Source organism: Flavobacteriaceae bacterium, from assembly GCA_003443635.1.
Lineage (GTDB): Bacteria > Bacteroidota > Bacteroidia > Flavobacteriales > Flavobacteriaceae > AU392.
Map to the genome: position 1 here is coordinate 2122382 of CP031964.1, position 25652 is coordinate 2148033.

A 25652-nucleotide genomic window follows, 5' to 3' on the forward strand; every position below is an offset into this window, starting at 1 on the left:
TTGTGGATTATTAAGTTATAAATTATCGACATGATATTTTACTAATCCTTCAATAGGTCTTCTTTCGAAATTTCCAACTACGAAATTCATCTCTTTGGCAATCTCACGTATTTGCTCTTGACATAAAAATGCTATAGATCCTGCAAAATGTACTGGTACTTTATCTAACACGTCTTTATATTGCATAATCATTGTTTTAGTAAATAATCGAATTCCTTTTTTTATGAGAGCATCGATATATGTAGAATCTTTATTTAAAAACATGAATTCTGCAAAAGATGCTAAATAAGCATTGGGATTGGGTTGCTTATACAAGTTGTATTTTATAGCATCGGCTTCTAAATTATACTTATCTGTAAATAAATTCTTTATATCATCAGGCATTAAGTTAAAATAATAATCTCTTAATAATTGTTTGCCAAAATAATTACCTGAAGCATCATCCATAATGGAGTATCCTAAGGATTCTACATTTTGATGTAATTCTTCACCATCATAATAACTACAATTAGAGCCTGTTCCTAAAATACAAACTATTGCAGCTTCACTTGGTGTTGTGATAGTAGAATAAACTGCAGCAAAAGTATCTTCTTTTACAGATACTTTTGCTTGAGGGAAAAATTCTTGTAAAACATTTTTAAGCATTTGCCGTGGTTTTTTAGTACCACAACCTGCACCATAAAAAAATACATTATTTACTTTTTCTCTATTTTCTTTAAGAATCTTATTTTTTTTAATATTCTTAAAAAGTTTTTTCCTTTCTAAAATTGCAGGATTTAACCCTTTAGTACGCTGCTTTTCATATAACTGATTTCCTTTATCATCAATTGTTAACCAATCACATTTTGTAGAACCACTATCTACTATTAAAATCATATAAACTTGATATTAAATGTTACAGATGTATTGTGCCAAATCTACTAATTTATTAGAATATGCAAACTCATTATCATACCAAGCAACAATTTTATAGAATTTAGAGTTAAGTTCTATCCCTGCATTAGCATCAAAGATGCTCGTTCGTTTATCACTAACAAAATCTTGAGATACAACTTCCTTATCGGTATATCCTAATATTCCTTGCAACTCATTATTTGAAGCAGTTTTAAATACTTTTTTTATGGCACTATATGAAGTTTCTTTTTTTAATCTTACTGTTAAATCAACAACTGATACATCTGCAGTTGGTACACGAAATGCCATACCTGTTAATTTTCCATTAAGCTTGGGAATAACTTTCCCTACAGCTTTTGCCGCTCCAGTACTTGTTGGTATAATATTATTAATTGCTGAGCGTCCTAATCTATAGTTTTTTCTAGAAGGCCCATCTACAGTAAATTGTGTTGCTGTAGACGCATGTATTGTTGTCATTAAAGCTTCTTCAATACCAAAGTTATCATTTAGTACTTTTGCTACCAATGCTAAACAATTAGTTGTACAAGATGCATTAGACACGATAGTATCTGTAGATTTAACTTGAGTATGATTTACTCCCATTACAAACATGGGGGCATCTTTACTTGGGGCCGAAATTACTACTTTTTTAGCTCCAGCTATGAGATGTGCATTGGCAGTATCTATAGTTTTAAAAATACCTGTACAATCTAATATAATTTCTGCATTAACCTCGCCCCAAGCTAATGTATTTGGATCTCTCTTGGCAGTTACCCTAATAGGATTTCCATTAACTACTAAATTACCGCCTTCAACTTTTATATCACCATTAAAACGACCATGGACAGAGTCATATTCTAATAAATATGCTAGGTGATCTATATCTAATAAATCATTAATCCCCACAATTTCTATATCAGATCTATTTATTGCAGCCCTAAAGGCAATTCTACCTATTCTGCCAAATCCATTAATTCCTAATTTTATTTTTGCCATAATTACTTCCTATATTATATAGTCATTATATCTGATACTCTTAATAGTTCTAAATTTATTTTTGATTTTCCTTTAATTGCATTTTCAAATGGAGTTAGTTCAATTTTATTATTAATAAGTCCAACCATATAATTGGATTTTCCTGCTAATAAACTCTCTACTGCTTTCACTCCCATTCTACTAGCTAACACTCTATCAAAACAACTAGGAGAGCCTCCTCGTTGCATATGTCCTAAAACAGAAACACGTACGTCATAATCTGTCATATGCTCTTCGACATAATCCTTTAACTCGAATACATTCTTTCCTATTTTATCACCTTCAGCAACAATAACTATACTTGAGGATTTTCCAGACTTCTTACTCCTTCTTAACGACTCTAATAAACGATCTAACCCCAAATCTTCTTCAGGAATTAATATTTCTTCAGCTCCAGCTCCAACACCTACATTTAATGCTATATGTCCAACATCTCTACCCATCACTTCAATAAAAAATAATCGGTTATGAGAACTTGCTGTATCTCTAATTTTATCAACCGCTTCTACAATTGTATTTAAAGCCGTATCATATCCTAAAGTATGTGATGTGCCAAAAATATCGTTGTCGATAGTTCCTGGTATTCCAATAACAGGAAAATTATATTCTTGATTAAATATATATGCTCCATTAAATGTACCATCACCACCTATAGTAACTAAGGCATCAATATTTGCATTCATTAAAGTATTATACGCTTCTTTACGTCCTTCTTTAGTTCTAAATTTTTTAGAGCGAGCAGATTTTAATATTGTACCTCCCTTATTAATAATACCCTTTACACTACGCGCATTCATTTCTTTAAAATCGCCTTCAATCGTTCCCTCATAACCTCTATATATACCAATGCATTCTATTTCATGATAAGCGCAAGCTCGAACTACAGATCGGATTGCAGCATTCATTCCTGGAGAGTCTCCTCCAGAAGTCATTACTCCAATTCTATTAATTTTTTTCATTATTTTCTTACCTTAGATAAGGTAAATCTAATAAACTTAAGGAATAAAATGTAATGTTACCTAGCTTTTTAATGAAATAAAAAAATACAAGAATTTGTTTTAACAAATGACTTTCATCATTTGTTTTTTTTGTTGTTTGAAGTTGTTTTTTGTTTGAAACCTATAAAATCTGGCAATACTTTTTCTTCTGTAGCTATTTCTTTTTTATCTCGTTGCTTTTTACGTTTAAAAATCTTCGTAAAGAGTTCTTTTAAACTATCGAATTCTACATTATAAGATAATCCAATACCTTGAGTGTAACCTATTTGTTCTCCAAAATTTCTAATACTATTTTCTCTATTAAAAAACTTTAGAGATAGTGTGCGATCTTCATTAAGCAATACTTCAATTTCAAAATTACCAGCAATTACGGTTTCGCTAACACCTCCAATTGGAACTCCTACATTACCATTAATGAGGATATTATCACTAAGCCTTGTACTTAGGCTAGCAATAAACCGATCGTCAGATTGAAATTCAGGGGTGTTTTCTCCTACTTGATAATCTACTCCAATTTGCAATTTACCATCCTTGGTCGATAGTAAATCGTTTAATATGGCTTTAATACCGTCTGAAAATAACCCGAATGCATCTTGAGATCTAAAGTTAATATCATTCTTGAAAGAGCCTGTAGCAAGTAATGATAATGCTTGAAATTGTTTTGTATCATTATCACTCAACCTATATTGTAATTCAGAGTTAATAGTGGAATTTACATTTGGAAAGTTTAAATTAAAGTTAATATCTGGTTGCTCTAGTTGACCTGTTAGTTCTATTTCTACTTCTACAGGTATGCTTTGACTTGTAGGGTTATCTAATAAAATAGAAGGATTTGCATTAATCCCATCATGTATTGCTCTTATATTCATTTGAGCTTTTAATGGATCTCCTTCCCATACTAAATTTCCACCTTGTTGTACTTTAAACTCTTTTTGTATTTGAATAACTCCAGGAGTAATAAAATTATATATTCCTTCATTAACTATAAAGTCTCCAAACATATTAAATTTTCCGTTTGTATTTATTTGAGTTAGAATACCTCCATCACCACGGCCACGTATAGTACTTCCAGTAGTTTTATCAATTACTATTTCGATTTCTGCATTCTGATTAACATCTAAATCAAAATCCAATTCTAAACCAGATATATTATCTAAAACAACTTCCTCTCCTTTTAACTTTGCTTCTTTTTCTTCTTTAGTTGTAAAATGAATAAATGAATCTGTTCCAAATGTTTCTGCATCATTTAAAGGAATTACAAAAACAGTTCCTTGTTCTGTCTCTACAGAAGCATTAACAACTAATTGATTTACTGGTCCGCTAATTTCAATTTCTCCACCAACAAATGCTGTTCCATAATATAAAGCATCTTCATAATCTGAAGTATTTAAAACTAAAAATCGATTTGAATTAATATCTAGATCTAATGCCCATTTTGAAAAATTTACATGGCTAATACTACCAGATAAATTTGCATTTGAAAAACGATCTGAATCTGTTAATTGAGCATTACTAAAATTAAACGATTGTCGTTCTAAGTTAACTATTGTATTATCTGCAAACTCATAATCTACATTTAAATATGGTACACTCAAACCTCCTTTATCTAAATCTAAGTTTCCTATAATATTAGGTCTATTTAACCTTCCTACAACTCTTACATTACCTTCAACTTCTCCACGAATATTAGTAATTACTCCAGAGCCAAACGGTGTTAATGGATTAAGAATAAATTGGTTAAAATTAACCTCTAAATCTATAGTTGGATTTTTGCCTGCAACGTTTAAATTACCAATAACAGATAATGATTCTTTTTGATCATCTTTTAAACTTACGTTTACATCATAATTTGTTAATGACTCATATCCTACTATATTAGCTTTAAAAGAGCCTAGATTGAAATTATTTATTTTAAAATCATCGACAATGATATTAGATTCAGGCAAGTAAGCCCTTCCTTCTTGTTTAATATTTAGTTTTCCGTTCACATTACCTGCTAATGCCAAACTATCTATGCGCGGTGTAATTTTAATAAGGTCTACATTTTTAAACTCTAAATTTAGGTCTTTATAAGTTGAGTCTCTCATTACTCCCAAAAACTTCATACTTTCATCAAGGTGACTCACGTCTATATTATCAAACTCTATATTTTTAAAATTTCTGTCAAAAATAATTTTATTATTTGCATTTCTCTTTTCATTTATAAACCATTCATTATTTTTAAATAATACTTCTGACTTATTAAATCCAAAAACAGATTTACGATTTTCATTAATCGTGTAGTAGAGGTTTAAGTTAAAATCATCTGCATTTATATCCCCTCCTTTAAATTGAGTTTTTATGATTAAGGTATCATTTACAGTTACATTTATCAAACTAAAGTCTGAAGCTTTATAATACTTGGTATCCACACTATCTACTTCTATATATGTATTAAATAATGGGTTGTCATTATTTAATCTTAATTGAATTCCTTTTGCTAAATAATCTTCTAATTTAATTTTTGGAGAATTAAACACTAAATTGAATTTTTTAGCATCACTTTCTATATGGCCTCTAAAAAAAGTATTGCTTCCTAATTCTAATTCAGGTAAAAACACTTCAGCAATTTTATTATATATTTTAAAGTTAAAATCTATAAATTGATTCTCTTGTATTTCATGAGGATTATAGTTTGCATAAATATCACCAAACGAGTTTTCAATAAGCTTCAAAGCATCTTTAAATACAAATTTACCATTTAAACTCCCTTCTATAATATCTGGAGAGTTTACATTTATGTATCTAATATTATTTTTAAATTCTGATGATATAGCAAAATCTTTAAAATAATACTCTTCATTTTGATTTTTATATAATGTGTTTTTAAATGAAATACTCCCATAAGCATTATCAATGTTGGTGCCTTTCATATCCATTTTAACTAAACCTTGAAAAACAGAAATACTATCCTTTGTGACAAAATTTAACGCGTTAAGATTTGCTTTAGTAACATTTGCTGTAAAATCATAATTGTTTTCTGCTTCAGAAAAATTAATTAAGCCATTAAATTTTAAATCTAAATTTTCATCATTAGCAATTAATTCTCCATTAAAAATATTGTCTTGAATATTACCTGAGATATCAATACCATTATAATCATAATTATTATAATCTAAATTATAAATATTTCCATCTACCTGTGTATTTAACGTTTCTAGTGTAAATCCTTTACCATTTACATCAAGATTTAAAGATGTTTTACCAACACTTGCGTTTTTAATAAGTGTTCCTAAATCAAATTCTTCTAAAACAATATTACCTGAATACGTTAATTTATCTGCATTATTAATATTTAACATCTCTATTGTAGAAATTGCTTGACCTAAACGCGTATCTATAGTAACATCAGTATTAAGCATATCTTTAGTAACTAAAGATTTTCCTTTTATTGTAAAGCGTCCTAAACTATCTAACGATGTAGGTAAATTTCTTTCTCCGAGAATATTTGGTAAAATTGCATTTAAATCTCTCCTAGAGGAGCTTAAGTTATTATAATCACCTTCCATAACAAAATCTCCTTTTCCAAAAATATTTTTGAAATTTAAAGTTCCATTTATGGCTGTTTGGCTAGAAGTAGTTAATAATAAATTACTAGCTGTTAAGTCATTTAAAGTGCCTGTAAAGTTTGCTTTTAGTTTTGCATATTGATTTAATCCAAACTCGTTATAATATTTATTAAGCTCGTTTAAAGCTATTGTAGAATCATCAAAATTTGCTATCAATTGTACTTTATTTACAAACTGAGGCATATCTTTTAATTCATATTCAAATTTTAATTTCCCTTTTAATAAAGATTTTTCAGTTTCAATTTCAAGGTTTTCAAACGTCATATCTTTTATAGAATATGCAAAATTTGTTTGAAGGTTTTTTAGTGTAATTCCTCTTTTTTCAAAAAATGATAATTTGTTTATTCGAGTACTCACATCTGGGCCAAAAACTAAAAAATCAGTAGTATTAAAATTTAAGTTCGTAAAATCTAAAATTACTGGAGTTGAAAGGTTTTCATCTATTAATACGAACCTACTATCTTTAACAGATATATCACTAGACGATAATAAAAACTTCTCTTCTGATTTTGTAGCTGATGTTCCAAATTTAGCAATAAATACATCTAAATTTGTAAGACGCTCTTCTTCATATATTTTTAAATTGAAAAATAAGTTCTCAATATCTATATCGCCAAAAGTCAGTTTTCCTTTATAAAGCTTTCTAAAACTGATAATTGATGTATTGAGTTCTGAAATGCTAATGAGAGTGTCTTGTTTGTGATCTTCAATGTAAATTCCCTTAAGTTCTACATCGCCATTAAATTGAAGTCCAACTTTTTCAATAGTTATATTAGTTCCAAAATCTTCATTAATTTTTTCTGTAGTATATTTTCCTAAACTAGTTTGGATAGCAGGAATAGAAAGTAGCAACACCAATATGATGAAAAGAAGTAGCATAATTGCCACTAGTTTTGACGTTATTTTTAATACTTTTTTAAAGATACTTAAGGTGTTATAATATTGTGCAAATAAACTAAAAATTTAGATGTATAAACTTACCATTTTTTAAACTTTGATTTATCTGCTGTCTACTATTTTTTTCATTTATTTGTATATACGTTAAAAAGCCAAAAAAAGATGGTGATTTAGTGTACAAATAACAATTACTATGCCTAATTTTTATTGATGAATACACAGGATATTTATATTTTGGGAATTGAATCTTCTTGCGATGATACAGCGGCTTCCATAATTTACAACGGTAAAATTTTAAGTAATGTTGTAGCTAGCCAAGAAATACATAAAGAATATGGAGGTGTTGTTCCTGAATTAGCTTCACGTGCACATCAACAGAACATAGTTCCTGTAGTACATCAAGCATTAATAAAAGCTGATATAGATAAAACACAATTAAGTGCTATTGCATTTACTCGAGGACCAGGTTTAATGGGGTCTCTTTTAGTAGGGACTTCATTTGCTAAGTCATTAGCATATGGCTTAAACATCCCCTTAATAGATGTAAACCATATGCAAGCACATATTTTAGCACATTTTATAGATGAAGAAGGTTTTGACAAGCCCAAATTTCCATTTTTAGCAATGACTATTTCTGGGGGACATACACAAATAGTAAAAGTTAATAGTTATTTTAATATGACCGTTATTGGAGAAACTATAGACGATGCAGTTGGAGAGGCATACGATAAAAGCGGTAAAGTCTTAGGTTTGGGTTATCCAGCTGGGCCAGAAATAGACAAGCTTGCACAAACTGGAAATCCAAAAGCGTTTTCGTTTACTAAACCAAAAGTAAAAGGACTAAACTTTAGTTTTTCCGGATTAAAGACTGCTATTCTATATTTTGTACAAAAACAAGTTAAAGAACATCCAGAGTTCATAAAAGATAACTTAAACGACATCTGCGCCTCTATACAATACACCATCATAGGCATTTTAATAGATAAATTAAAATTAGCGAGTAAAGAAACAAGGATTAAACATATTGCTATTGGCGGTGGCGTTTCTGCTAACTCAGGCATACGAAAAGCATTAAAAGAAGGCGAGCAAAAATTTGGATGGACAACTTATATTCCTAAATTTGAATTTACTACAGATAATGCAGCAATGATTGCAATAGTAGGTTATTTAAAATATCTTGAAAATGATTTTGCAGAGGAAGGTATCACTGCTTCTGCACGATTAAAAATTTAAAATGCAGCTATTCTATAATCCTGAAATTACTGAACAGACATCTCAGTTTTCTTTCTCTAAAGAAGAAAGCAAACATATTTCTAAAGTATTAAGAAAAAAAAGTGGTGATATTCTTCATATTACAAATGGTAAAGGTTGGGGTTTTGAAGCTAAAATATTAATAACTGACTTTAAACAATGTACTGCTTCAATAATATCTAAACAATTTCAAAATAAAAAAACTTATAATTTACATTTAGCTGTTGCTCCCACAAAAATGAATGACCGTTATGAGTGGTTTTTAGAAAAAGCAACCGAAATAGGTATTGATAGTATTACTCCTATTATTTGTGATCATAGTGAGCGTAAAATAATAAAAGATGTACGTTTCGAGAAAATTTTACAATCGGCTATGAAACAATCATTAAGCTTTTATTTACCAAAACTGAATTCAGTAATGCCTTTTAAAGAATTTATTAAACAAGAATTTAATGGCCTTTTATTTATAGCACACTGCGAAGAAATAAGTGACAGAAAATCTTTAAAACAAGAATTGAAATCTAATCAAGATATTACTATCCTGATAGGACCAGAAGGTGATTTTAGTATAAATGAAATTAACCTTGCAATACAAAATAATTTTACCCCTGTAACTTTAGGACAAACACGATTACGTACAGAAACAGCTGCAATTGTAGCAGCACATAGTGCTGCATTTAATAATGAATGAATACTATAAACTAACTTGACTAGCTCCAGTAATATTTAAACGTTCATCTTCTACAATAACCACAACCCTCAATTGGTCATCATTTTTTACTAATTCAGGGATACTAATCTGCCCTAAACCAGAAGTTTCTTTTAAGTTAAAATTAAGCTCAGATACTACTATGTTCGAGTTCTTAAGTGTTCGAGTTCTATTCTCTCCACGCTTTACGTAAGTTTCTCTATCGTTAATCACTAATGCTAAACGAATAGATTTATTAGAAATATCTCCTTTAATATTATAATCAAAATTAACTTTACTCCCATCAATTCTTGAATTACTAATAACTACTTGATTTGAAGAAGGTTTAGACAAATACCTTTTTAATTTTGTATTCATAGTATTTCGTTGAGAACCCACAAAATGTTCTTTACCATTTATTACAATTTGTGGTGTATAAATTGAGCTACTATAAAATTTTTGACCGTAAACACGTTGTTTATTCGTAAATGCTGCTTTAGCAAAAGGATCTTTCCAGCCAATATAATCCCAATAATCGACGTGATACGACAATGTTATTACATCTTTAGCATTATATGTTTGTTTTACTTCTTTTAAAAGTTTATCAGCAGATGGGCAACTGGAACATCCTTGGGATGTAAAAAGTTCTAAAACTACCACTGGTTTAAAATTATCTTTTGGGGTATTATCTGCATTAAAAAGTGATAAACTTGCTATAATTAAAGTTAAAAAGAAGTTCTGCATGTTAAATATTTTTATTTTTGAAGTATGATAATATGTCCGAAGCTAAAATTAAATCTTACAGTAATTACTGGTTTTATTGCATTTTTAACATTTTTAAACTGCCATGCGCAAGATATAGCTGTACTCAAATATAGAGGTGGAGGTGATTGGTATGGAAACCCAACAGCACTACCTAATTTAATTAAGTTTAGTAATGAAAATATAGATACTGCAATTAATGATAAGCCACAATCGGTAGAAGTTGGCAGTATAGATATATTTCAATATCCATTTATACATATGACAGGGCATGGAAATGTATTTTTTAGTGAGAATGATGCCGAAAATTTACGTGATTATTTAATTTCTGGAGGTTTTCTTCATATAGATGACAATTATGGGATGCAACCTTATGTTACTAAAGAACTCAAAAAAGTATTTCCAAATCAAGATTTAGTAGAACTTCCCGCTAATCATGAAATATTTAATATTGCTTATAAGTTTCCTAATGGACTACCGAAAATTCATGAACACGATGGTAAACGTCCACAAGCTCTAGGTTTATTTCATGAAGGAAGGTTAGTGTTATTATTCACTGTCGAAAGTGATTTAGGTGATGGTTGGGAAGATCCAATAATACATAACGACCCACCTGAGGTACGCGAAAAAGCTTTAAAGATGGGAGCCAACATTGTAAAATATGCTTTTAAAAATTAATTAATTATCTTTAATTATGAAAAAGAACAGTTTATTTTTTAAAGTCACAGCAATTGTATTAATACTCATACTCATATTTGTTTCAATGTATGAAATGAATGCTCATACCTATACTAGCGGCATTAGGAATTATGATTTGCATTGGGGATTTCTGGAAGCTATTAATTAAAAATGCAACTTACTCACAACACCACTAATTTTATTAAGCGAAAATTCCCTATTACTTTAATTTGTGATAATGTAACTAATGCTCCTAATATTGGAAGTTTGTTTCGAATCTCTGACGCTTTTGGTATAGAAAAACTTATTTTTTGTGGAGAAACAATTCATTTAGGGCGAAAAATGATGAAAACATCACGGGCTACTGAAAATGTTGTGAATTATGAATTAAATAAGAATATTTTTGAAGTCGTAAGAGAATTAAAAGCACATCAATATCAAATTATTGCTTTAGAAATTACAGTTTCTAGTACACCTCTACATCAATTTAAACTGGCAAATCAAAAACAACCTATTGCACTAATTATTGGTGACGAAAATTTTGGAATTTCAGAAGCTATTCTTAATAATGCCAATACAGTAATTCATATCGATATGTTTGGACAAAATAGTAGTATGAATGTAGTGCAAGCAGCCAATATTGCATTATACGAACTTACTAAACAATTAATGTAGCAGATTTTATATATTTACTGGATGAATTCTAACTTTATAACTAAAGGAATTTTAAAAGCTCTTGCCATTATTCTTGGAGTTTCACTTTTACTTTTCTTCTTATATAAAATCCAATCAGTTTTAGTTTATATTGCTATAGCAGCAGTAATATCTCTTATAGGAAGACCTATTGTAGGGTTTTTAAAAACTAAATTAAAATTTAAAAATACTATAGCAGTTGTTTCAACAATGGTTATTTTAATTAGCCTTTTATTAGGTTTAGTTAGAATGTTCATTCCGTTAATTATTGAGCAAGGTCAAAATTTATCCTTGTTAAACATGAATGAACTTCAAGGCAAAGTTGAAGATTTATATCATCAAATTAGCGAGTATTTTGCTATAAACAATATAGATATAGAACAATCTTTAAAAGATTCTGATTTAATTTCTAAACTAGATTATTCAGTAATTCCTGAATTTTTAAATTCTGTAGTTAGTGGTTTTGGTAATTTTAGCATTGGCTTATTTTCAGTGTTATTTATCACATTCTTTTTATTAAAAGACAGCAAGTTATTTGAGCAAGGCATCTTAGTATTTACTCCAGATGCTAAAGAAACACGATTGAAAAAGTCTTTTGAGAAAATTAAAGGTCTGTTATCTCGATATTTTATTGGTCTTATTTTACAAATTTTGATCTTATTTATAATTTATACCATAGTACTTTTAATTTTTGGAATTAAAAACGCTTTGGTCATAGCCTTTTTATGTGCTTTACTTAATTTAATTCCATATGTTGGTCCATTAATTGGAGCAGTTTTAATGATTACCTTAACAATGTCTAGCAACTTAGGAAGCAGTTTTAGCGAAGTGATTTTACCAAAAACAATTTATGTAATGATTGGTTTTATTATTGGGCAATTAATTGATAATTTTGGAAGTCAACCCATTATCTTCTCTAAAAGTGTAAAATCACATCCATTAGAAATCTTCCTTGTTATTATAATAGCTGGGCTTCTATTTGGTGTTATAGGAATGGTAGTAGCAGTACCTGGCTATACCGCTATTAAAGTAATTTTAAAAGAGTTTTTATCAGAAAATAAGATTGTTAAGCAATTAACTAAAGATTTATAGTGTTACTTTGAATATTAATATTTTAAATATTGAAATTCAGGAGTTTATAAATAATAATTTAAATTCAGATATTTCTAAATTATTATTAAAAAAAACTTTTTTTGAAGCAATAAGCAATCACGAACTTATTGAACAAATTGAAGCAAAAAAAAAATCCAAAAAAAAGCTTCCTACTTGGTTTAATACTAAAAAAATATATTATCCTAATAAGCTTAATATTGAGCAGACGTCTTCTGAAATTTCAGCAAAATATAAAGCAAGTTTAATATCTGGGAATTCAATTATAGATATCACTGGTGGTTTAGGTATAGATAGTTATTATTTTTCGAAACAATTTAAAAAAGTAACACATTGTGAAATTAACACCAAATTATCTCATTTAGTTGCTTATAATTATAAACAATTAGAGGTTTCTAATATAAAAACTATAAATCAAGATGGTATCCAATTTTTAAAAACCTCTAATAAAAATTTTGATTGGATTTATATTGATCCATCACGACGCCACGATCGTAAAGGAAAGGTGTTTTATTTAAAAGATTGTTTACCTAATGTTCCTGATAATCTTTATGCTTTATTTAAACATTCAAAAAACATTTTGATTAAAGCTTCTCCAATGTTAGATATTACTGTCGGAATAAATGAGTTACAATTTGTAAAAACAATACACATTATCGCAATTAAAAATGAAGTTAAAGAGTTGCTATTTCATTTAGAAGAAGGATTTACAAAGGAAATAAAAATCGAAACAGTTAATATTAATCAACACAGTTCTCAAAAATTTGATTTTACTTTAAATGAAGAAGCTAATGCTTTTTCAAATTATGGAGATGTTATTAATTATTTATACGAACCTAACAGTGCTATATTAAAATCTGGAGCATTTAATTTAGTTTCTCAAAAATTAAAACTTAAAAAACTTCATAAACATTCACATTTATATACATCTAAAGTTTTAGTTAACTTTCCAGGCAGAACTTTTAAAATAAATAATGCTATTCCATATGATAAAAAAGCGATTCTAAAAGCTATTAGTAATATCAAAATAAATATTAGTACACGTAACTTTCCAGAAAACCCACAGCAACTCAAAGCAAAGTTTAAATTTAAAGATGGTGGAGATATTTATGTATTTTTTACAACACAGGGAAATAAGGAAAAAATAGTTTTGATTTGCGAAAAATTAAAATAAATGTTTAGTAAATGAAAGTTTATTAAAAACAAAAACCCTTACTAATTACAGTAAGGGTTTTGTGATCGCACTAGGATTCGAACCTAGGACCGCCTGCTTAGAAGGCAGGTGCTCTATCCAGCTGAGCTATGCGACCATTTAAGGGTTTCTCCTTAATTTTATTCTGTCGGGGTGGCAGGATTCGAACCTGCGACCTCCGCGTCCCAAACGCGGCGCGATAACCGGGCTACGCTACACCCCGATTGGCTATTGCTTTAATAAATCTTTAAATAATACAGTCGGGGTGGCAGGATTCGAACCTGCGACCTCCGCGTCCCAAACGCGGCGCGATAACCGGGCTACGCTACACCCCGAATTGATTATTTAAAATGCGGAGAGACGGGGATTCGAACCCCGGCGACACTTGCGCGTCGACAGATTAGCAATCTGCTCCATTACCACTCTGGCACCTCTCCTATTTTAATGAACATACACATTCTCTCAAATGCGGATGCAAATGTAACTTTTCATCTTAAAGAACGCAAGCTATTTTTTCAATTTTTTATAAGTAATTTTCTATTCCGGATATTCTATTCGTAAGTGGTAGATATTGGCTAGTTTATGTTTTAAAACTTTTTTAATAGATTGAATTTCTTTAAAAGTAATATTAGCATTTAAAAACTGTTCATTTTCAATTTGTTTATTAATAATCGTTTCTATAAAAGTATCTATTTTTGTAGATGTAGGTTCTTTTAAGCTCTTAGAAGCTGCTTCTACACTATCACACATCATCAATATTGCAGTCTCCTTACTATACGGGCGTGGTCCAGGATATCTAAAATCAGATTCATTAACTTCTGCTTCTAATCCCTTTTCTTTATTATAAAAATAATATACCAAACTAGTACCATGGTGGGTTCTTATAAAATCAATAACTCTATCTGGTAATTTATTCTTTTTTGCAATTTCTATACCATCAATAACATGATCTATAATGATTGAAGCACTCTCTTTTGAAGATAATTCATCATGAGGATTAATTCCAGTTGACTGATTTTCTGTAAAGTAAGTCGGGTTTTTCATTTTACCAATGTCATGATATAAAGCTCCTACTCTGGTCAGCATAGAGTTAGCTCCAATTTCATTTGCAGCTGCTTCTGCCAAATTTGCTACATTTAAAGAGTGATGAAACGTTCCTGGAGATTTATTAGATAACTCTTTTAATAATTTACTATTTGTATCAGAAAGCTCTAATAAAGACACATCTGACACTAATCCAAATATTTTTTCGTAAGCATATATTAAAGGTTGAACAAATAATGTAGCTAAGCCACCAAGAATAAACAATGTAAATGTTTCCCATTTTAAAGTTTCAATACTTCCCTCGTGGATTACAAAAAATGCAAAATAGGCTATAATATATATTAAAGTAATCTGTCCTACAGATATAAATAAATTAGCACGTTTATATAATTCTGATACTGTTAAAATTGTTACGATACCTGCGATAATCTGCAAAAACATATATTCGTAATTGTTTGGCACTACAAAGCCTAAAAGTAAAACAGTAATTACATGAGCAAATAACCCCAAACGAGCATCAAAAAATGCTTTTAATATTAAAGGAAGAATACATAAGGGAACTATATAAATATAAGTTGAATTGTAATTAACTGTTAAAATAGTTAATAATACCATTAAAGCTATATTAAAGAATATGAAAGTAACTTTTGTATTATTTTTATAAACTTCTAATCGGTATTTTCTTAAAAACAACAATAACATCAATAAAGCTAAAGCTACTAAAAGTGCATATGCTATAAGTATCCATATGTAATTTGCCTCACTCCATACTTGTGATTCATATTCAGATGCTAAAGATTCTAATTTTTTGTACTTATCATCATCAACGACTTCTCCTTTAGAAATAATTAAAGTTCCTCTTGCTACACTTCCTCTAACTAACGAAATTGTATTAAGTTCTTCTTCTAAAGAGCTTAAAGTTATAGATTCATTTAAAGACAAATTAGGTTTGACTATATCAAAAAATAATGAAATATATTTAAGTTCATATCCATTTAATTTTAATTGATTAACCTGATTTGTTACAAATGATTCTAAATTATTCTGAATAATAAAATTTGAATAATCGACTATTCGTTTTTGATTTCTATCTACTAGAACTATAATTTGTTTACTTGAGCTATAATCATAAGTTCTGTTTAAAACTCCTTTATCATATATAGCTTCTAATATAGTATTTCCAGACTCATATAAATTGTTTTTAATATTTTCAGGTAAAGAATCTTTAAAAATTAAATCAAACTGAAGCTTGTAATTATTTTTTACCTGACTAAAAACAAGTGTATCTAGATTAAAATATGCCGATGCATTATCGGTAATCTGTTTCCTTTCAGCTTGTATAACTTCATTTGTTTTTTTTATTGCAAAGTCAAAAGGAGCTAATAAGTTTTCAGATTGCCAAGGTTTACCTTTTTCAAAACTATATTTAAATTTTCCACTCTTAGGAAACAAGTATACTATAAGAAATGTAGTTGCTATAAAAAGAAATATCTTATATATTAAAGAATGATTTTTATAAAATTTATTAATAAAGTCTTTCATTTATATATTTAAAGTTCTTTCAAAAGTAATAAAAAAATAGGCAGTAACATAAGTGCAGGATAATAGGTAAATCTTAACAATTTTCTTCTAAATTTTAATTAATTTCGCAACAATAATTTTTTAAAAAAATAAAGATGAATAAAGAGGTTGTTATCGTATCTGTTGCTAGAACTCCTATAGGAAGTTTTATGGGAGCACTATCTACAATTCCAGCACCAAAATTAGGTGCCATAGCTATAAAAGGAGCATTACAAAAAATAAATTTAGAGCCTAGTAAAGTAGAAGAAGTTTTAATGGGTAATGTTGTTCAAGCCGGAACTGGTCAAGCTCCAGCTAGACAGGCAGCTATATATGCAGGAATACCAGATACAGTACCATGTACAACCGTAAATAAAGTATGTGCTTCTGGTATGAAATCTGTAATACAAGCAGCTCAAACAATTGCTCTTGGAGATGCAGAAATTGTTGTTGCTGGTGGTATGGAAAATATGAGTTTAATTCCTCACTATTACAATGCTCGATCTGCAACAAAATTTGGTCCAGCTACATTTATTGATGGGATGCAAAAAGATGGATTGGTAGACGCTTATGATGAAAATGCAATGGGTACTTGTGCGGATTTATGTGCTACTGAACATGAATTCTCAAGAGAAGATCAAGATAATTTTGCTATACAATCGTATAATCGTTCTGCAGCAGCTTGGGATGCAGGTAAATTTGATAATGAAGTAGTTCCTGTAGAAGTACCTCAACGTCGAGGAGATGCTATTATAGTTAGTAGAGATGAAGAATATACTAATGTGAAAATGGAAAAAATTCCTGCTTTACGTCCAGCGTTTACTAAAGATGGTACCGTAACTGCTGCTAATGCTTCAACTATAAATGATGGAGCAGCTGCTATAGTATTAATGAGCAAGGATAAAGCTGATGAATTAGGACTTAAAGCAATTGCAAAAATTAAAAGTTATGCAGATGCAGCCCAAGAACCTAAATGGTTCACTACCGCTCCAGCAAAGGCATTACCAAAAGCATTAGCAAAAGCAAATTTAAGTATTGACGATGTAGACTTTTTCGAACTTAATGAAGCTTTTTCTATTGTTGGTTTAGCTAATATGAAAATATTAGGGATAAACGATGATAAAGTAAATGTAAACGGTGGTGCTGTATCTCTTGGTCATCCATTAGGGTGTTCAGGAGCAAGAATTTTAATAACATTGGCTAGTGTTTTAGAGCAAAACAATGCTAAATTTGGAGCTGCTGCAATTTGCAATGGTGGTGGTGGTGCTTCAGCTATTGTACTTGAGCGTAATTAATTATATAGAATGCAATACGGAATCTGCAATTTAAGCATTGTCCCTTTAAGATCAGAATCGAATGATACTTCAGAATTAGTTTCTCAAGTATTGTATGGTGAAGTTTTTAAAGTTTTAGAGCAACGCAAAAAATGGAGTAGAATTCGATTAGCTTTTGATAAATATGAAGGTTGGATTGACAATAAACAGTATAAGGAAATTATAGAAAATGATTATAAAGTTTTAACTAATACTGAAGACGTGTTGTCTACCGATTTAGTCGAATATGTTCAAGGAAACGATGATGAATTATTATATCCAATTCCACTAGGAGCATCTTTAATGGGACTATCTTTATTAAGGCATTCTTATGATGGCAATTCTTCAAAAGGAGTTGTTGGTAAATCAAACTTAATTGCTACAGCTTACTTGTATTTAAATTCTCCTTATTTATGGGGAGGTAAAACACCTTTTGGAATAGATTGTTCAGGTTTTACTCAAATGGTTTATAAACTTAATGGTTATAAGTTATTAAGAGATGCTTCTCAACAGGCAACACAAGGTGAAGCCTTAAGTTTTATTGAAGAAAGTGAGCCAGGAGATTTAGCTTTTTTTGATAATTCAGAAGGAGATATTATTCATGTTGGTATCATAATGGAAGATAATTACATTATTCACGCTCACGGAAAAGTTAGAATCGATCGTTTAGATCATACTGGTATTTATAATGTAGAAAAGAAAATGCATACTCATAAATTAAGAGTTATTAAAAAAATCATATAAATAAAAAAAGCCATTCCTAAAAAGAACGGCTTTTTTTATTATTTATAATTGAAAATACTATCTTAGTTTCCAGCTTCTATGGCTGCAACTTTAGCTTTCATTTCATTAAATTTTTCAGAGTCATCGATAGCTCCATAAAGATTCATTAATGTTTTTGCAGCATCTAAATATTTAGGATTAACTTCTAATGCTTTATTTAAATATGGAATAGCATCTGTATAAAGTTTTTGTCTCTGAGCTTGTAGTTCATCAAACTTTTTATTATCTGCCGAAGAAGTTCCTAAACTATTCATTTGATCTACAATTCCTTGCTCTTGACTAATTATTAATAATGCATTAGCCATTAATGCATTAATGTATTTAGGGTCTAATTTAAGTGCATGATCATAATGCTTTTTCGCATCTTCAACATCACCAACTTCCGAAGCGACAACTCCTAAATTATATATTAAATCAACATTATCAGGCTCTAATTCAATAGCTTTTTGAATTAACTCTTTGTATTTATCTTTATTCCCAATTTTATATTGAATATTAGCTTCAGCTGTTAACAAACTAAAGTCATTTGGATTAATAGATTTTGCTCTCTCTATAGCCTTAATTGCTTCATCGTTTTTACCTTGAGCTACATAAATTAGAGCAACATTTTTTACTATATCACCAACTTTAGATTCTTTCTTTTCATCTTTAGGGTTACTGTAACTAGACTTAAGAGCTACATCTCTTAAAGATTTGCTAGGAAATAATTCTTCTTTTCCAGATTCGTTATTTGTTGCATAATATTCTGTTGTTATACCTGTATAGCCTAATTTAATCAATTCGTCATAAAGATCTAATGCTCTATCAAAGTTTTGTCCATTCTGAGACAGTAAAGCTGAATTGTATAAGTAAACAGTATCTCTTGGAGATACTCTGTAGGCTTTTTCAAAACTATTAGAAGCTTCTTTAAAATTCTTTTCTTCTAAGAATTGTTGCCCTTTTTCATATAGATTACCAATAATCCCTTGTTTAATGGTTTCTATTTGAGGTTTATAAATAAATTTACCTAACTCATTTTCAATATCAGAAACTTGATTAAAAGCATTAATAGATTCAGTTAGCTCATTATCTGTACCTTTTCCATCAGCATATAGAGCTTGTCCTTTTAAAAAGTAAAACTTTGCTTTAGTTTTATTATCCATTGCAGATAAAAGTCCTTCAGCAACTTGAACTCCAGATTTTGCAGTAGCAAAATCACCAGATTTAATTGCTTTTTCTATTGCTTTAACTTCTTTTTTTTGTGCAAAAATTAATGAGCCAATCATTAATGCTACGCTCATTACAACATATTTTTTCATTTTTAGTGAATTTTAATTATTATCAGTTTGTTTATTGTTATCATTTTCTTCAGTATCAATAGCTGTGCCATTATCAGTAACATTCTCTATTTCATCATTTTCATCAACATTATCTTCATCATGCATCACTTTAGCAACTGCCGCAATAGAATCACTATTTTTTAAGTTAATCAATTTAACACCTTGTGTTGCTCTTCCCATTACTCTTAAATCTTCAACAGCCATGCGAATTGCTATTCCAGATTTATTGATGATCATTAAATCATCATCATCAGTTACATTTTTTATAGATACTAAATTACCAGTTTTTTCAGTAATAGAAATCGTTTTCACTCCTTTACCTCCTCTATTAGTAACTCTATAGTCTTCTAAACTAGAGCGTTTTCCATATCCATTTTCTGAGACTACTAAGATATTACTTTTCATGTCATTTACAGCTATCATACCAATTACTTCATCGGTTTTTTCATTTGCCAATCTAATTCCACGAACTCCAGATGCACCTCTTCCCATCGGTCTAGTTTTAGCCTCTTCAAAACGTATGGCTTTTCCAGATTTTAAAGCTAGCATTACTTGGCTTTCACCTGTAGTAAGTTTTGCTTCTAATAATTCATCCTCCTCCTTTATTGTAATAGCATTAATACCATTAGTTCGAGGTCTAGAATATTGCTCTAATGAAGTTTTTTTAACTTGACCTTTTTTAGTAGCCATAATCACATAGTGATTATTTATGTAATCTTCATCTTTTAAATCTTGAGTACAAATAAACGCTTTTACTTTATCTCCTTGTTCTATATTTATTAGGTTCTGAATTGCTCTCCCTTTAGATGTTTTACTTCCTTCAGGAATTTCATATACACGCATCCAAAAACATTTACCCTTTTGAGTAAAGAACAGCATATATTGGTGATTAGTTCCAACAAATAAATGCTCTAAGAAATCTTCATTACGTGTTGTTGATGCTTTTTGACCTACTCCTCCTCTATTTTGAGTTTTATATTCATTAAGAGAAGTACGTTTAATATATCCAGCATGAGAAATAGTAATTACTACTTTTTCATTAGGAATCATGTCTTCTATAGATAGGTCACCTCCTGCATACTCAATTACAGAACGTCGTTCATCTCCATATTTATCTTTAACTTCTAATAACTCAGTTTTAATAATATCCATTCGACGCTCTTTCTTCTCCAAGATATCTTTTAAATCTGCAATAGTTATTAATAAAGCATCATATTCATTTCTTAATTTATCTTGTTCTAATCCAGTTAATTGGCGCAATCTCATCTCTACAATTGCTTTCGCCTGAATTTCTGTTAATTTAAAAGCATCAATTAATTTTTGTCTTGCTTCATCTGCATTAGACGATCCGCGGATTAATCGTATTACTTCATCTATATTATCAGATGCTATAATTAACCCTTCTAAAATATGTGCTCTTTCTTCAGCTTTTCTTAATTCATATTTTGTTCTGCGAACTACAACTTCGTGTCGATGTTCTACAAAATGATGAATCATATCTTTTAGATTCAATAATTGTGGACGCCCATTTACAAGAGCAATATTATTTACACTAAAAGAAGATTGTAATGCTGTATATTTATATAACTTATTTAAAACGATATTTGGTATAGCATCTCGTTTTAAAACATAAACAATACGCATCCCGCTTCTATCAGATTCATCTCTAATTGTAGAAATTCCTTCAAGTTTTTTATCATTTACTAAATCAGCAGTTTTCTTAATCATATCTGCTTTATTTATTTGATAAGGAATTTCTGTGACGATAATGCATTCTCTACCTTGAACTTCTTCAATAATGGCTTTACCACGCATTACTATACGTCCTCTACCCGTTTTAAATGCTTCTCTAACACCATCATAACCATAGATTGTTCCGCCAGTAGGGAAATCCGGAGCTTTAACATGTGTTATTAATTCATCTACTTCTATATCAGTATTATCTATATAAGCGACTGTGCCATCTACTACTTCAGATAGATTATGAGGTGGCATATTGGTAGCCATCCCAACAGCGATACCCGAAGCTCCATTAACCAAAAGTCCAGGGATTCTAGTAGGTAAAACCGTAGGCTCATTTAAAGTATCATCAAAATTTAATTTATGATCTACCGTTTCTTTATCAATATCTGCAAGCATATCTTCAGATATTTTTCGCATACGTGCTTCCGTATAACGCATTGCAGCTGGGCTATCACCATCGATAGAACCAAAATTTCCTTGACCATCTACTAGCATATATCGTAAACTCCAATCTTGAGCCATACGCACCATAGCGTCATATACAGATGTATCACCATGTGGATGATACTTTCCTAAAACTTCTCCAACAATTCTTGCTGATTTTTTATGAGCACCTGTTGCTCTAACACCTAATTCATGCATACCAAAAAGTACACGTCTGTGAACAGGTTTTAATCCATCTCGTACATCTGGTAATGCACGTGACACAATGACCGACATTGAATAATCAATGTAAGCCGATTTCATTTCATCTTCAATATTAATTGGAATCAATTTCTCTCCTTCTGCCATATAATAAATTAATTAGTTTTTGTAGGTTTTCAAACCGAGCTAATATAAGGATTTTGTTAATCTTGAGTCATTAAAATAAGCTGTTTTTTTAAGACTTTTTATCAACAATTTTTAGAATGTTTTTCGTTAATAAATATGGTGTTAAATATTTTTATTTAATAGAGTTTTTTTGTCAATTAGCCATATACTAAGTAAAAAGGTATAGTTTTTGCCTTTATACTTATGTTTTTTATTATTTTTAATGCAGAAAGAATTGATTTATGGACGATAATTTTTCCCCAAGAGTAAAAGATGTTATAGCATATAGCAAAGAAGAAGCCTTACGTTTAGGCCACGATTTTATTGGTACCGAGCATTTAATGTTAGGTCTTTTAAGAGATGGTAACGGAAAAGCAATAGATATTTTAAGTGCTTTAGATATAGATTTAAGTCATTTAAGACGAAAAGTAGAAATATTAAGCCCTGCTAATCCCAATATCACTGTATCTTCTAACGAAAAGAAGAATTTACATTTAACACGACAAGCAGAACGTGCTTTAAAAACAACTTTTTTAGAAGCTAAATTATTTCAAAGTACATCTATTAATACGGCTCATTTGTTATTATGTATCTTAAGAAATGAAAATGACCCCACTACAAAACTTTTAAATAAACTTAAAGTAGATTACGATAACGTGAAAGAACAGTTTAAATATATGATTACTAATGACAGTAATGATGATTTTATAGAATCACCTAAAGCAGAATCTTTTCCAAATGAAGATGCATCTTCTAGTGAAGAAGGAAAAGATAACCCATTTAGTCAATCATCTGCCAAAGCGACAAAAAAATCCAAAACACCCGTCCTTGATAATTTTGGCCGTGATTTAACAGCAATGGCAGAAGAAGGAAAATTAGATCCTGTTGTTGGTAGAGAAAAAGAAATACAACGTGTTTCTCAAATTTTGAGTAGACGTAAAAAGAATAATCCTCTTTTAATCGGTGAGCCTGGAGTTGGTAAATCTGCAATTGCAGAAGGATTAGCAAACAGAATTGTAAGCCGTAAAGTATCTCGTATTTTATTCAATAAGCGCGTCGTAACTTTAGATTTAGCAAGTTTAGTCGCTGGGACAAAATACCGCGGGCAGTTTGAAGAACGTATGAAAGCAGTCATGAATGAGCTTGAAAAAAATGATGATATCATTCTTTTCATTGATGAGATTCATACTATAGTTGGTGCTGGTGGTGCTACAGGAAGCTTAGATGCTTCAAATATGTTTAAACCTGCATTAGCTCGAGGAGAGATACAATGTATTGGTGCTACTACTCTAGATGAGTACAGACAATATATTGAAAAAGATGGTGCTTTAGAGCGACGATTTCAAAAGGTTATTGTAGAACCTACTACTGTTGAAGAAACTATTGAGATTTTAAATAATATAAAAGAGAAATACGAATCACATCACAATGTAGAATATACTCCTGAAGCAATTGAAGCTTGTGTAAAGTTAACTAATCGTTATATGACGGAGCGTTTTTTACCAGACAAAGCTATTGATGCTTTAGATGAAGCTGGTTCACGTGTGCATATCACTAATATTGACGTTCCTAAACAAATTCTTGAATTAGAAAATCAATTAGAAGATGTTAGATTAACTAAAACTTCTGTTGTAAAAAAACAAAAATATGAGGAAGCAGCAAAACTTCGTGATGACGAAAAGCGATTAGAAAAAAGCTTAGCAGATGCACAAGCCAAATGGGAAGACGATTCTAAAATGCATCGTGAAATAGTTGATGAAGAAAGTGTTGCAGATGTTGTTTCTATGATGACAGGAATACCTGTAAATCGTATTGCTCAAACTGAAAGTAACAAATTAGCTTTATTACCTGAACTTATTAAAGGTAAGGTTATTGGTCAAGATGAAGCAGTAAATAAAGTTGTAAAAGCAATTCAACGTAACCGTGCTGGATTAAAAGATCCTAATAAGCCAATTGGTTCATTTATTTTTTTAGGACAAACTGGAGTTGGGAAAACACAATTAGCTAAAGTACTATCTCGCGAGTTATTTGATAGTGAAGATTCTATTGTACGAATCGATATGAGTGAATATATGGAGAAATTTGCTATTTCTCGTTTAATTGGAGCACCTCCAGGATATGTTGGTTATGAAGAAGGCGGACAATTAACTGAAAAGATAAGGCGTAAACCATATGCTGTTGTTCTTTTGGATGAAATTGAGAAAGCACATCCAGATGTTTTTAATATGCTTTTACAAGTTTTAGATGATGGTTTTTTAACCGATAGTTTAGGGCGAAAAATAGATTTTAGTAATACTATTATTATTATGACTTCAAATATTGGAGCTCGTAAACTTAAAGACTTTGGCACTGGTGTAGGTTTTGGAACTGCGGCACAAAAATCTCAAGCTTCAACCAATGCTAGAGGTGTTATAGAAAATGCGCTTAAGAAAGCATTTGCTCCCGAATTCTTAAATAGAATAGATGATGTTGTTGTGTTTAATGTTCTAGAAAAAGAAGATATTAATAAAATTATTGATATAGAGTTAACAAAGCTTTTAAGTCGCATAAAAGATCTTGGATATATACTCAAACTCAGTAAAAAAGCTAAAGGATTTATTGCAGACAAAGGTTTCGATCAACAATATGGCGCACGTCCTTTAAAACGGGCCATTCAAAAGTATATTGAAGATGCTTTAGCTGAGGAAATTATAACATCAAAAATCAATGATGGGGACGTTATTACTATGGATTTAAATAAAGATGAAACAGAGCTTATTGTAAAAATTAAACGTGCAGAAAAATCAGCAGAATCATAATTGATTTTCAAACTGTTATATAAAAAGCTTCATATATTATCATATGAAGCTTTTTTATTAACCTAAAAAATGATAATTTTAAAGTATGAGAGTTCTTTTAAGCTATGATTTTGGGAATATTAAAGTATTTGAAAATTATATCATATCTGTTATGAATGAAGGAGTTACGGTAACTTCTGAAGTAAACAAGATCATTAATAAAGTGATTGATCAATATTTCCCAAATAAGAACTTTATTTACATAGCACATCGTATTCATTCATATGCTGTAGATCCAGCTGTTTATACAGAAATATCTCAAATAAAAAACCTAACTGGTGTTGCAGTTGTATCTGCAAATAGAATAGCTTTAAACAATGCCGAGATGGAAAAAATATTTACAACCAAGCCTTTTGAGATTTTCTACACCATTGAAGAAGCCGTAACTTGGGCAAATACTTTAAATAATAATAACAATAGTACTATAAAAAAATAAA

At 29.9% G+C, this 25652-nt stretch carries 18 protein-coding genes and 4 tRNA genes; 10 read left to right on the forward strand and 12 right to left on the reverse strand.

Annotation, left to right across the window (positions count from 1 at the left end):
• Positions 1 to 15: 15 nt before the first annotated feature.
• From D1817_09665 to D1817_09680, 4 genes are all read right to left on the reverse strand, one after another.
• On the reverse strand, positions 16 to 876 hold the full coding sequence (locus D1817_09665) for an N-acetylglucosamine kinase (GenBank protein AXT20138.1): 861 nt from the start codon (positions 874 to 876) through the stop codon (positions 16 to 18).
• A gap of 12 nt (positions 877 to 888) precedes the next feature.
• Entirely contained in the window at positions 889 to 1890 is a 1002-nt protein-coding gene (gene gap, locus D1817_09670) for a type I glyceraldehyde-3-phosphate dehydrogenase (GenBank protein ID AXT20139.1), read from the reverse strand.
• 14 nt (positions 1891 to 1904) lie between these two features.
• Positions 1905 to 2891: a 6-phosphofructokinase gene (gene pfkA / locus D1817_09675; GenBank protein AXT20140.1), complete on the reverse strand. Its 987-nt coding sequence runs from the start codon at positions 2889 to 2891 to the stop codon at positions 1905 to 1907.
• A 113-nt stretch (positions 2892 to 3004) separates the two neighbouring features.
• On the reverse strand, positions 3005 to 7414 hold the full coding sequence (locus tag D1817_09680) for a translocation/assembly module TamB (protein AXT21263.1): 4410 nt from the start codon (positions 7412 to 7414) through the stop codon (positions 3005 to 3007).
• 228 nt (positions 7415 to 7642) lie between these two features.
• On the opposite strand from D1817_09680, the gene tsaD reads away from it, so the two are divergent.
• Both tsaD and D1817_09690 read left to right on the forward strand, forming a co-directional pair.
• Positions 7643 to 8665 (forward strand): tRNA (adenosine(37)-N6)-threonylcarbamoyltransferase complex transferase subunit TsaD, encoded by a 1023-nt coding sequence (gene tsaD / locus D1817_09685; protein ID AXT20141.1) that lies wholly within the window; start codon positions 7643 to 7645, stop codon positions 8663 to 8665.
• Position 8666: 1 nt separating this feature from the next.
• Entirely contained in the window at positions 8667 to 9374 is a 708-nt protein-coding gene (locus D1817_09690) for a 16S rRNA (uracil(1498)-N(3))-methyltransferase (protein AXT20142.1), read from the forward strand.
• Positions 9375 to 9377: 3 nt separating this feature from the next.
• Here the strand turns inward: D1817_09690 and D1817_09695 are convergent, their stop codons facing one another.
• Positions 9378 to 10115 (reverse strand): DUF1223 domain-containing protein, encoded by a 738-nt coding sequence (locus tag D1817_09695; protein AXT20143.1) that lies wholly within the window; start codon positions 10113 to 10115, stop codon positions 9378 to 9380.
• Positions 10116 to 10139: 24 nt separating this feature from the next.
• On the opposite strand from D1817_09695, the gene D1817_09700 reads away from it, so the two are divergent.
• The 4 genes from D1817_09700 to D1817_09715 all read left to right on the forward strand — a co-directional run bounded on the left by D1817_09700 (position 10140) and on the right by D1817_09715 (position 13788).
• On the forward strand, positions 10140 to 10811 hold the full coding sequence (locus D1817_09700) for a DUF4159 domain-containing protein (GenBank protein ID AXT20144.1): 672 nt from the start codon (positions 10140 to 10142) through the stop codon (positions 10809 to 10811).
• 171 nt (positions 10812 to 10982) lie between these two features.
• A complete protein-coding gene (locus tag D1817_09705) occupies positions 10983 to 11486 on the forward strand; it encodes a TrmH family RNA methyltransferase (protein ID AXT20145.1) in 504 nt (167 codons plus the stop codon).
• A gap of 21 nt (positions 11487 to 11507) precedes the next feature.
• A complete protein-coding gene (locus D1817_09710; protein ID AXT20146.1) occupies positions 11508 to 12596 on the forward strand; it encodes an AI-2E family transporter in 1089 nt (362 codons plus the stop codon).
• A gap of 7 nt (positions 12597 to 12603) precedes the next feature.
• Positions 12604 to 13788 carry a class I SAM-dependent methyltransferase gene (locus D1817_09715; protein ID AXT20147.1) on the forward strand — a complete coding sequence of 395 codons (1185 nt, stop codon included), beginning with the start codon at positions 12604 to 12606 and terminating at the stop codon, positions 13786 to 13788.
• A gap of 59 nt (positions 13789 to 13847) precedes the next feature.
• Here the strand turns inward: D1817_09715 and D1817_09720 are convergent.
• The 5 genes from D1817_09720 to D1817_09740 form a co-directional block, all read right to left on the reverse strand.
• Positions 13848 to 13924: transfer RNA gene (locus D1817_09720), tRNA-Arg, on the reverse strand.
• A gap of 30 nt (positions 13925 to 13954) precedes the next feature.
• A tRNA-Pro gene (locus tag D1817_09725) sits at positions 13955 to 14029 on the reverse strand.
• Positions 14030 to 14066: 37 nt separating this feature from the next.
• Positions 14067 to 14141 (reverse strand) — tRNA-Pro (locus D1817_09730).
• An 18-nt stretch (positions 14142 to 14159) separates the two neighbouring features.
• Positions 14160 to 14243, reverse strand: a tRNA-Ser gene (locus tag D1817_09735).
• A gap of 100 nt (positions 14244 to 14343) precedes the next feature.
• Entirely contained in the window at positions 14344 to 16392 is a 2049-nt protein-coding gene (locus tag D1817_09740) for an HDIG domain-containing protein (protein AXT20148.1), read from the reverse strand.
• Between the two features lie 134 nt (positions 16393 to 16526).
• Here D1817_09740 and D1817_09745 point away from each other — a divergent pair, with 134 nt between their 5' ends.
• Together D1817_09745 and D1817_09750 are read left to right on the forward strand one after the other, a co-directional pair.
• Positions 16527 to 17705: an acetyl-CoA C-acyltransferase gene (locus D1817_09745; protein ID AXT20149.1), complete on the forward strand. Its 1179-nt coding sequence runs from the start codon at positions 16527 to 16529 to the stop codon at positions 17703 to 17705.
• A gap of 9 nt (positions 17706 to 17714) precedes the next feature.
• Positions 17715 to 18467, forward strand: a complete 753-nt coding sequence (locus tag D1817_09750) for a hydrolase Nlp/P60 (GenBank protein AXT20150.1) — start codon at positions 17715 to 17717, stop codon at positions 18465 to 18467.
• Positions 18468 to 18529: 62 nt separating this feature from the next.
• On the opposite strand, the gene D1817_09755 is transcribed toward D1817_09750, so the two are convergent.
• Positions 18530 to 19804: a tetratricopeptide repeat protein gene (locus tag D1817_09755; GenBank protein ID AXT20151.1), complete on the reverse strand. Its 1275-nt coding sequence runs from the start codon at positions 19802 to 19804 to the stop codon at positions 18530 to 18532.
• Between the two features lie 12 nt (positions 19805 to 19816).
• Positions 19817 to 22360, reverse strand: coding sequence for a DNA gyrase subunit A (locus tag D1817_09760; GenBank protein AXT20152.1), 2544 nt, complete (start codon positions 22358 to 22360; stop codon positions 19817 to 19819).
• 260 nt (positions 22361 to 22620) lie between these two features.
• Between D1817_09760 and D1817_09765 the strand changes: the two genes are divergently transcribed.
• Positions 22621 to 25176 carry an ATP-dependent Clp protease ATP-binding subunit gene (locus D1817_09765; GenBank protein ID AXT20153.1) on the forward strand — a complete coding sequence of 852 codons (2556 nt, stop codon included), beginning with the start codon at positions 22621 to 22623 and terminating at the stop codon, positions 25174 to 25176.
• Positions 25177 to 25261: 85 nt separating this feature from the next.
• Positions 25262 to 25651, forward strand: coding sequence for a hypothetical protein (locus D1817_09770; GenBank protein ID AXT20154.1), 390 nt, complete (start codon positions 25262 to 25264; stop codon positions 25649 to 25651).
• The last annotated feature ends 1 nt before the right edge of the window (position 25652 follow it).

Bases quoted from the DNA above. Each gene is read 5' to 3' on its own strand.
- D1817_09755 (AXT20151.1), bottom strand. From the start codon at position 19,804: ATGAAAAAATATGTTGTAATGAGCGTAGCATTAATGATTGGCTCATTA.
- D1817_09700 (AXT20144.1), top strand. From the start codon at position 10,140: ATGATAATATGTCCGAAGCTAAAATTAAATCTTACAGTAATTACTGGT.
- D1817_09745 (AXT20149.1), top strand. From the start codon at position 16,527: ATGAATAAAGAGGTTGTTATCGTATCTGTTGCTAGAACTCCTATAGGA.
- D1817_09750 (AXT20150.1), top strand. From the start codon at position 17,715: ATGCAATACGGAATCTGCAATTTAAGCATTGTCCCTTTAAGATCAGAA.
- D1817_09665 (AXT20138.1), bottom strand. From the start codon at position 876: ATGATTTTAATAGTAGATAGTGGTTCTACAAAATGTGATTGGTTAACA.
- D1817_09680 (AXT21263.1), bottom strand. From the start codon at position 7,414: ATGCTACTTCTTTTCATCATATTGGTGTTGCTACTTTCTATTCCTGCT.
- D1817_09710 (AXT20146.1), top strand. From the start codon at position 11,508: ATGAATTCTAACTTTATAACTAAAGGAATTTTAAAAGCTCTTGCCATT.
- D1817_09760 (AXT20152.1), bottom strand. From the start codon at position 22,360: ATGGCAGAAGGAGAGAAATTGATTCCAATTAATATTGAAGATGAAATG.
- gap (AXT20139.1), bottom strand. From the start codon at position 1,890: ATGGCAAAAATAAAATTAGGAATTAATGGATTTGGCAGAATAGGTAGA.
- D1817_09690 (AXT20142.1), top strand. From the start codon at position 8,667: ATGCAGCTATTCTATAATCCTGAAATTACTGAACAGACATCTCAGTTT.
- D1817_09740 (AXT20148.1), bottom strand. From the start codon at position 16,392: ATGAAAGACTTTATTAATAAATTTTATAAAAATCATTCTTTAATATAT.
- D1817_09705 (AXT20145.1), top strand. From the start codon at position 10,983: ATGCAACTTACTCACAACACCACTAATTTTATTAAGCGAAAATTCCCT.
- D1817_09695 (AXT20143.1), bottom strand. From the start codon at position 10,115: ATGCAGAACTTCTTTTTAACTTTAATTATAGCAAGTTTATCACTTTTT.
- D1817_09770 (AXT20154.1), top strand. From the start codon at position 25,262: ATGAGAGTTCTTTTAAGCTATGATTTTGGGAATATTAAAGTATTTGAA.
- D1817_09765 (AXT20153.1), top strand. From the start codon at position 22,621: ATGGACGATAATTTTTCCCCAAGAGTAAAAGATGTTATAGCATATAGC.
- tsaD (AXT20141.1), top strand. From the start codon at position 7,643: ATGAATACACAGGATATTTATATTTTGGGAATTGAATCTTCTTGCGAT.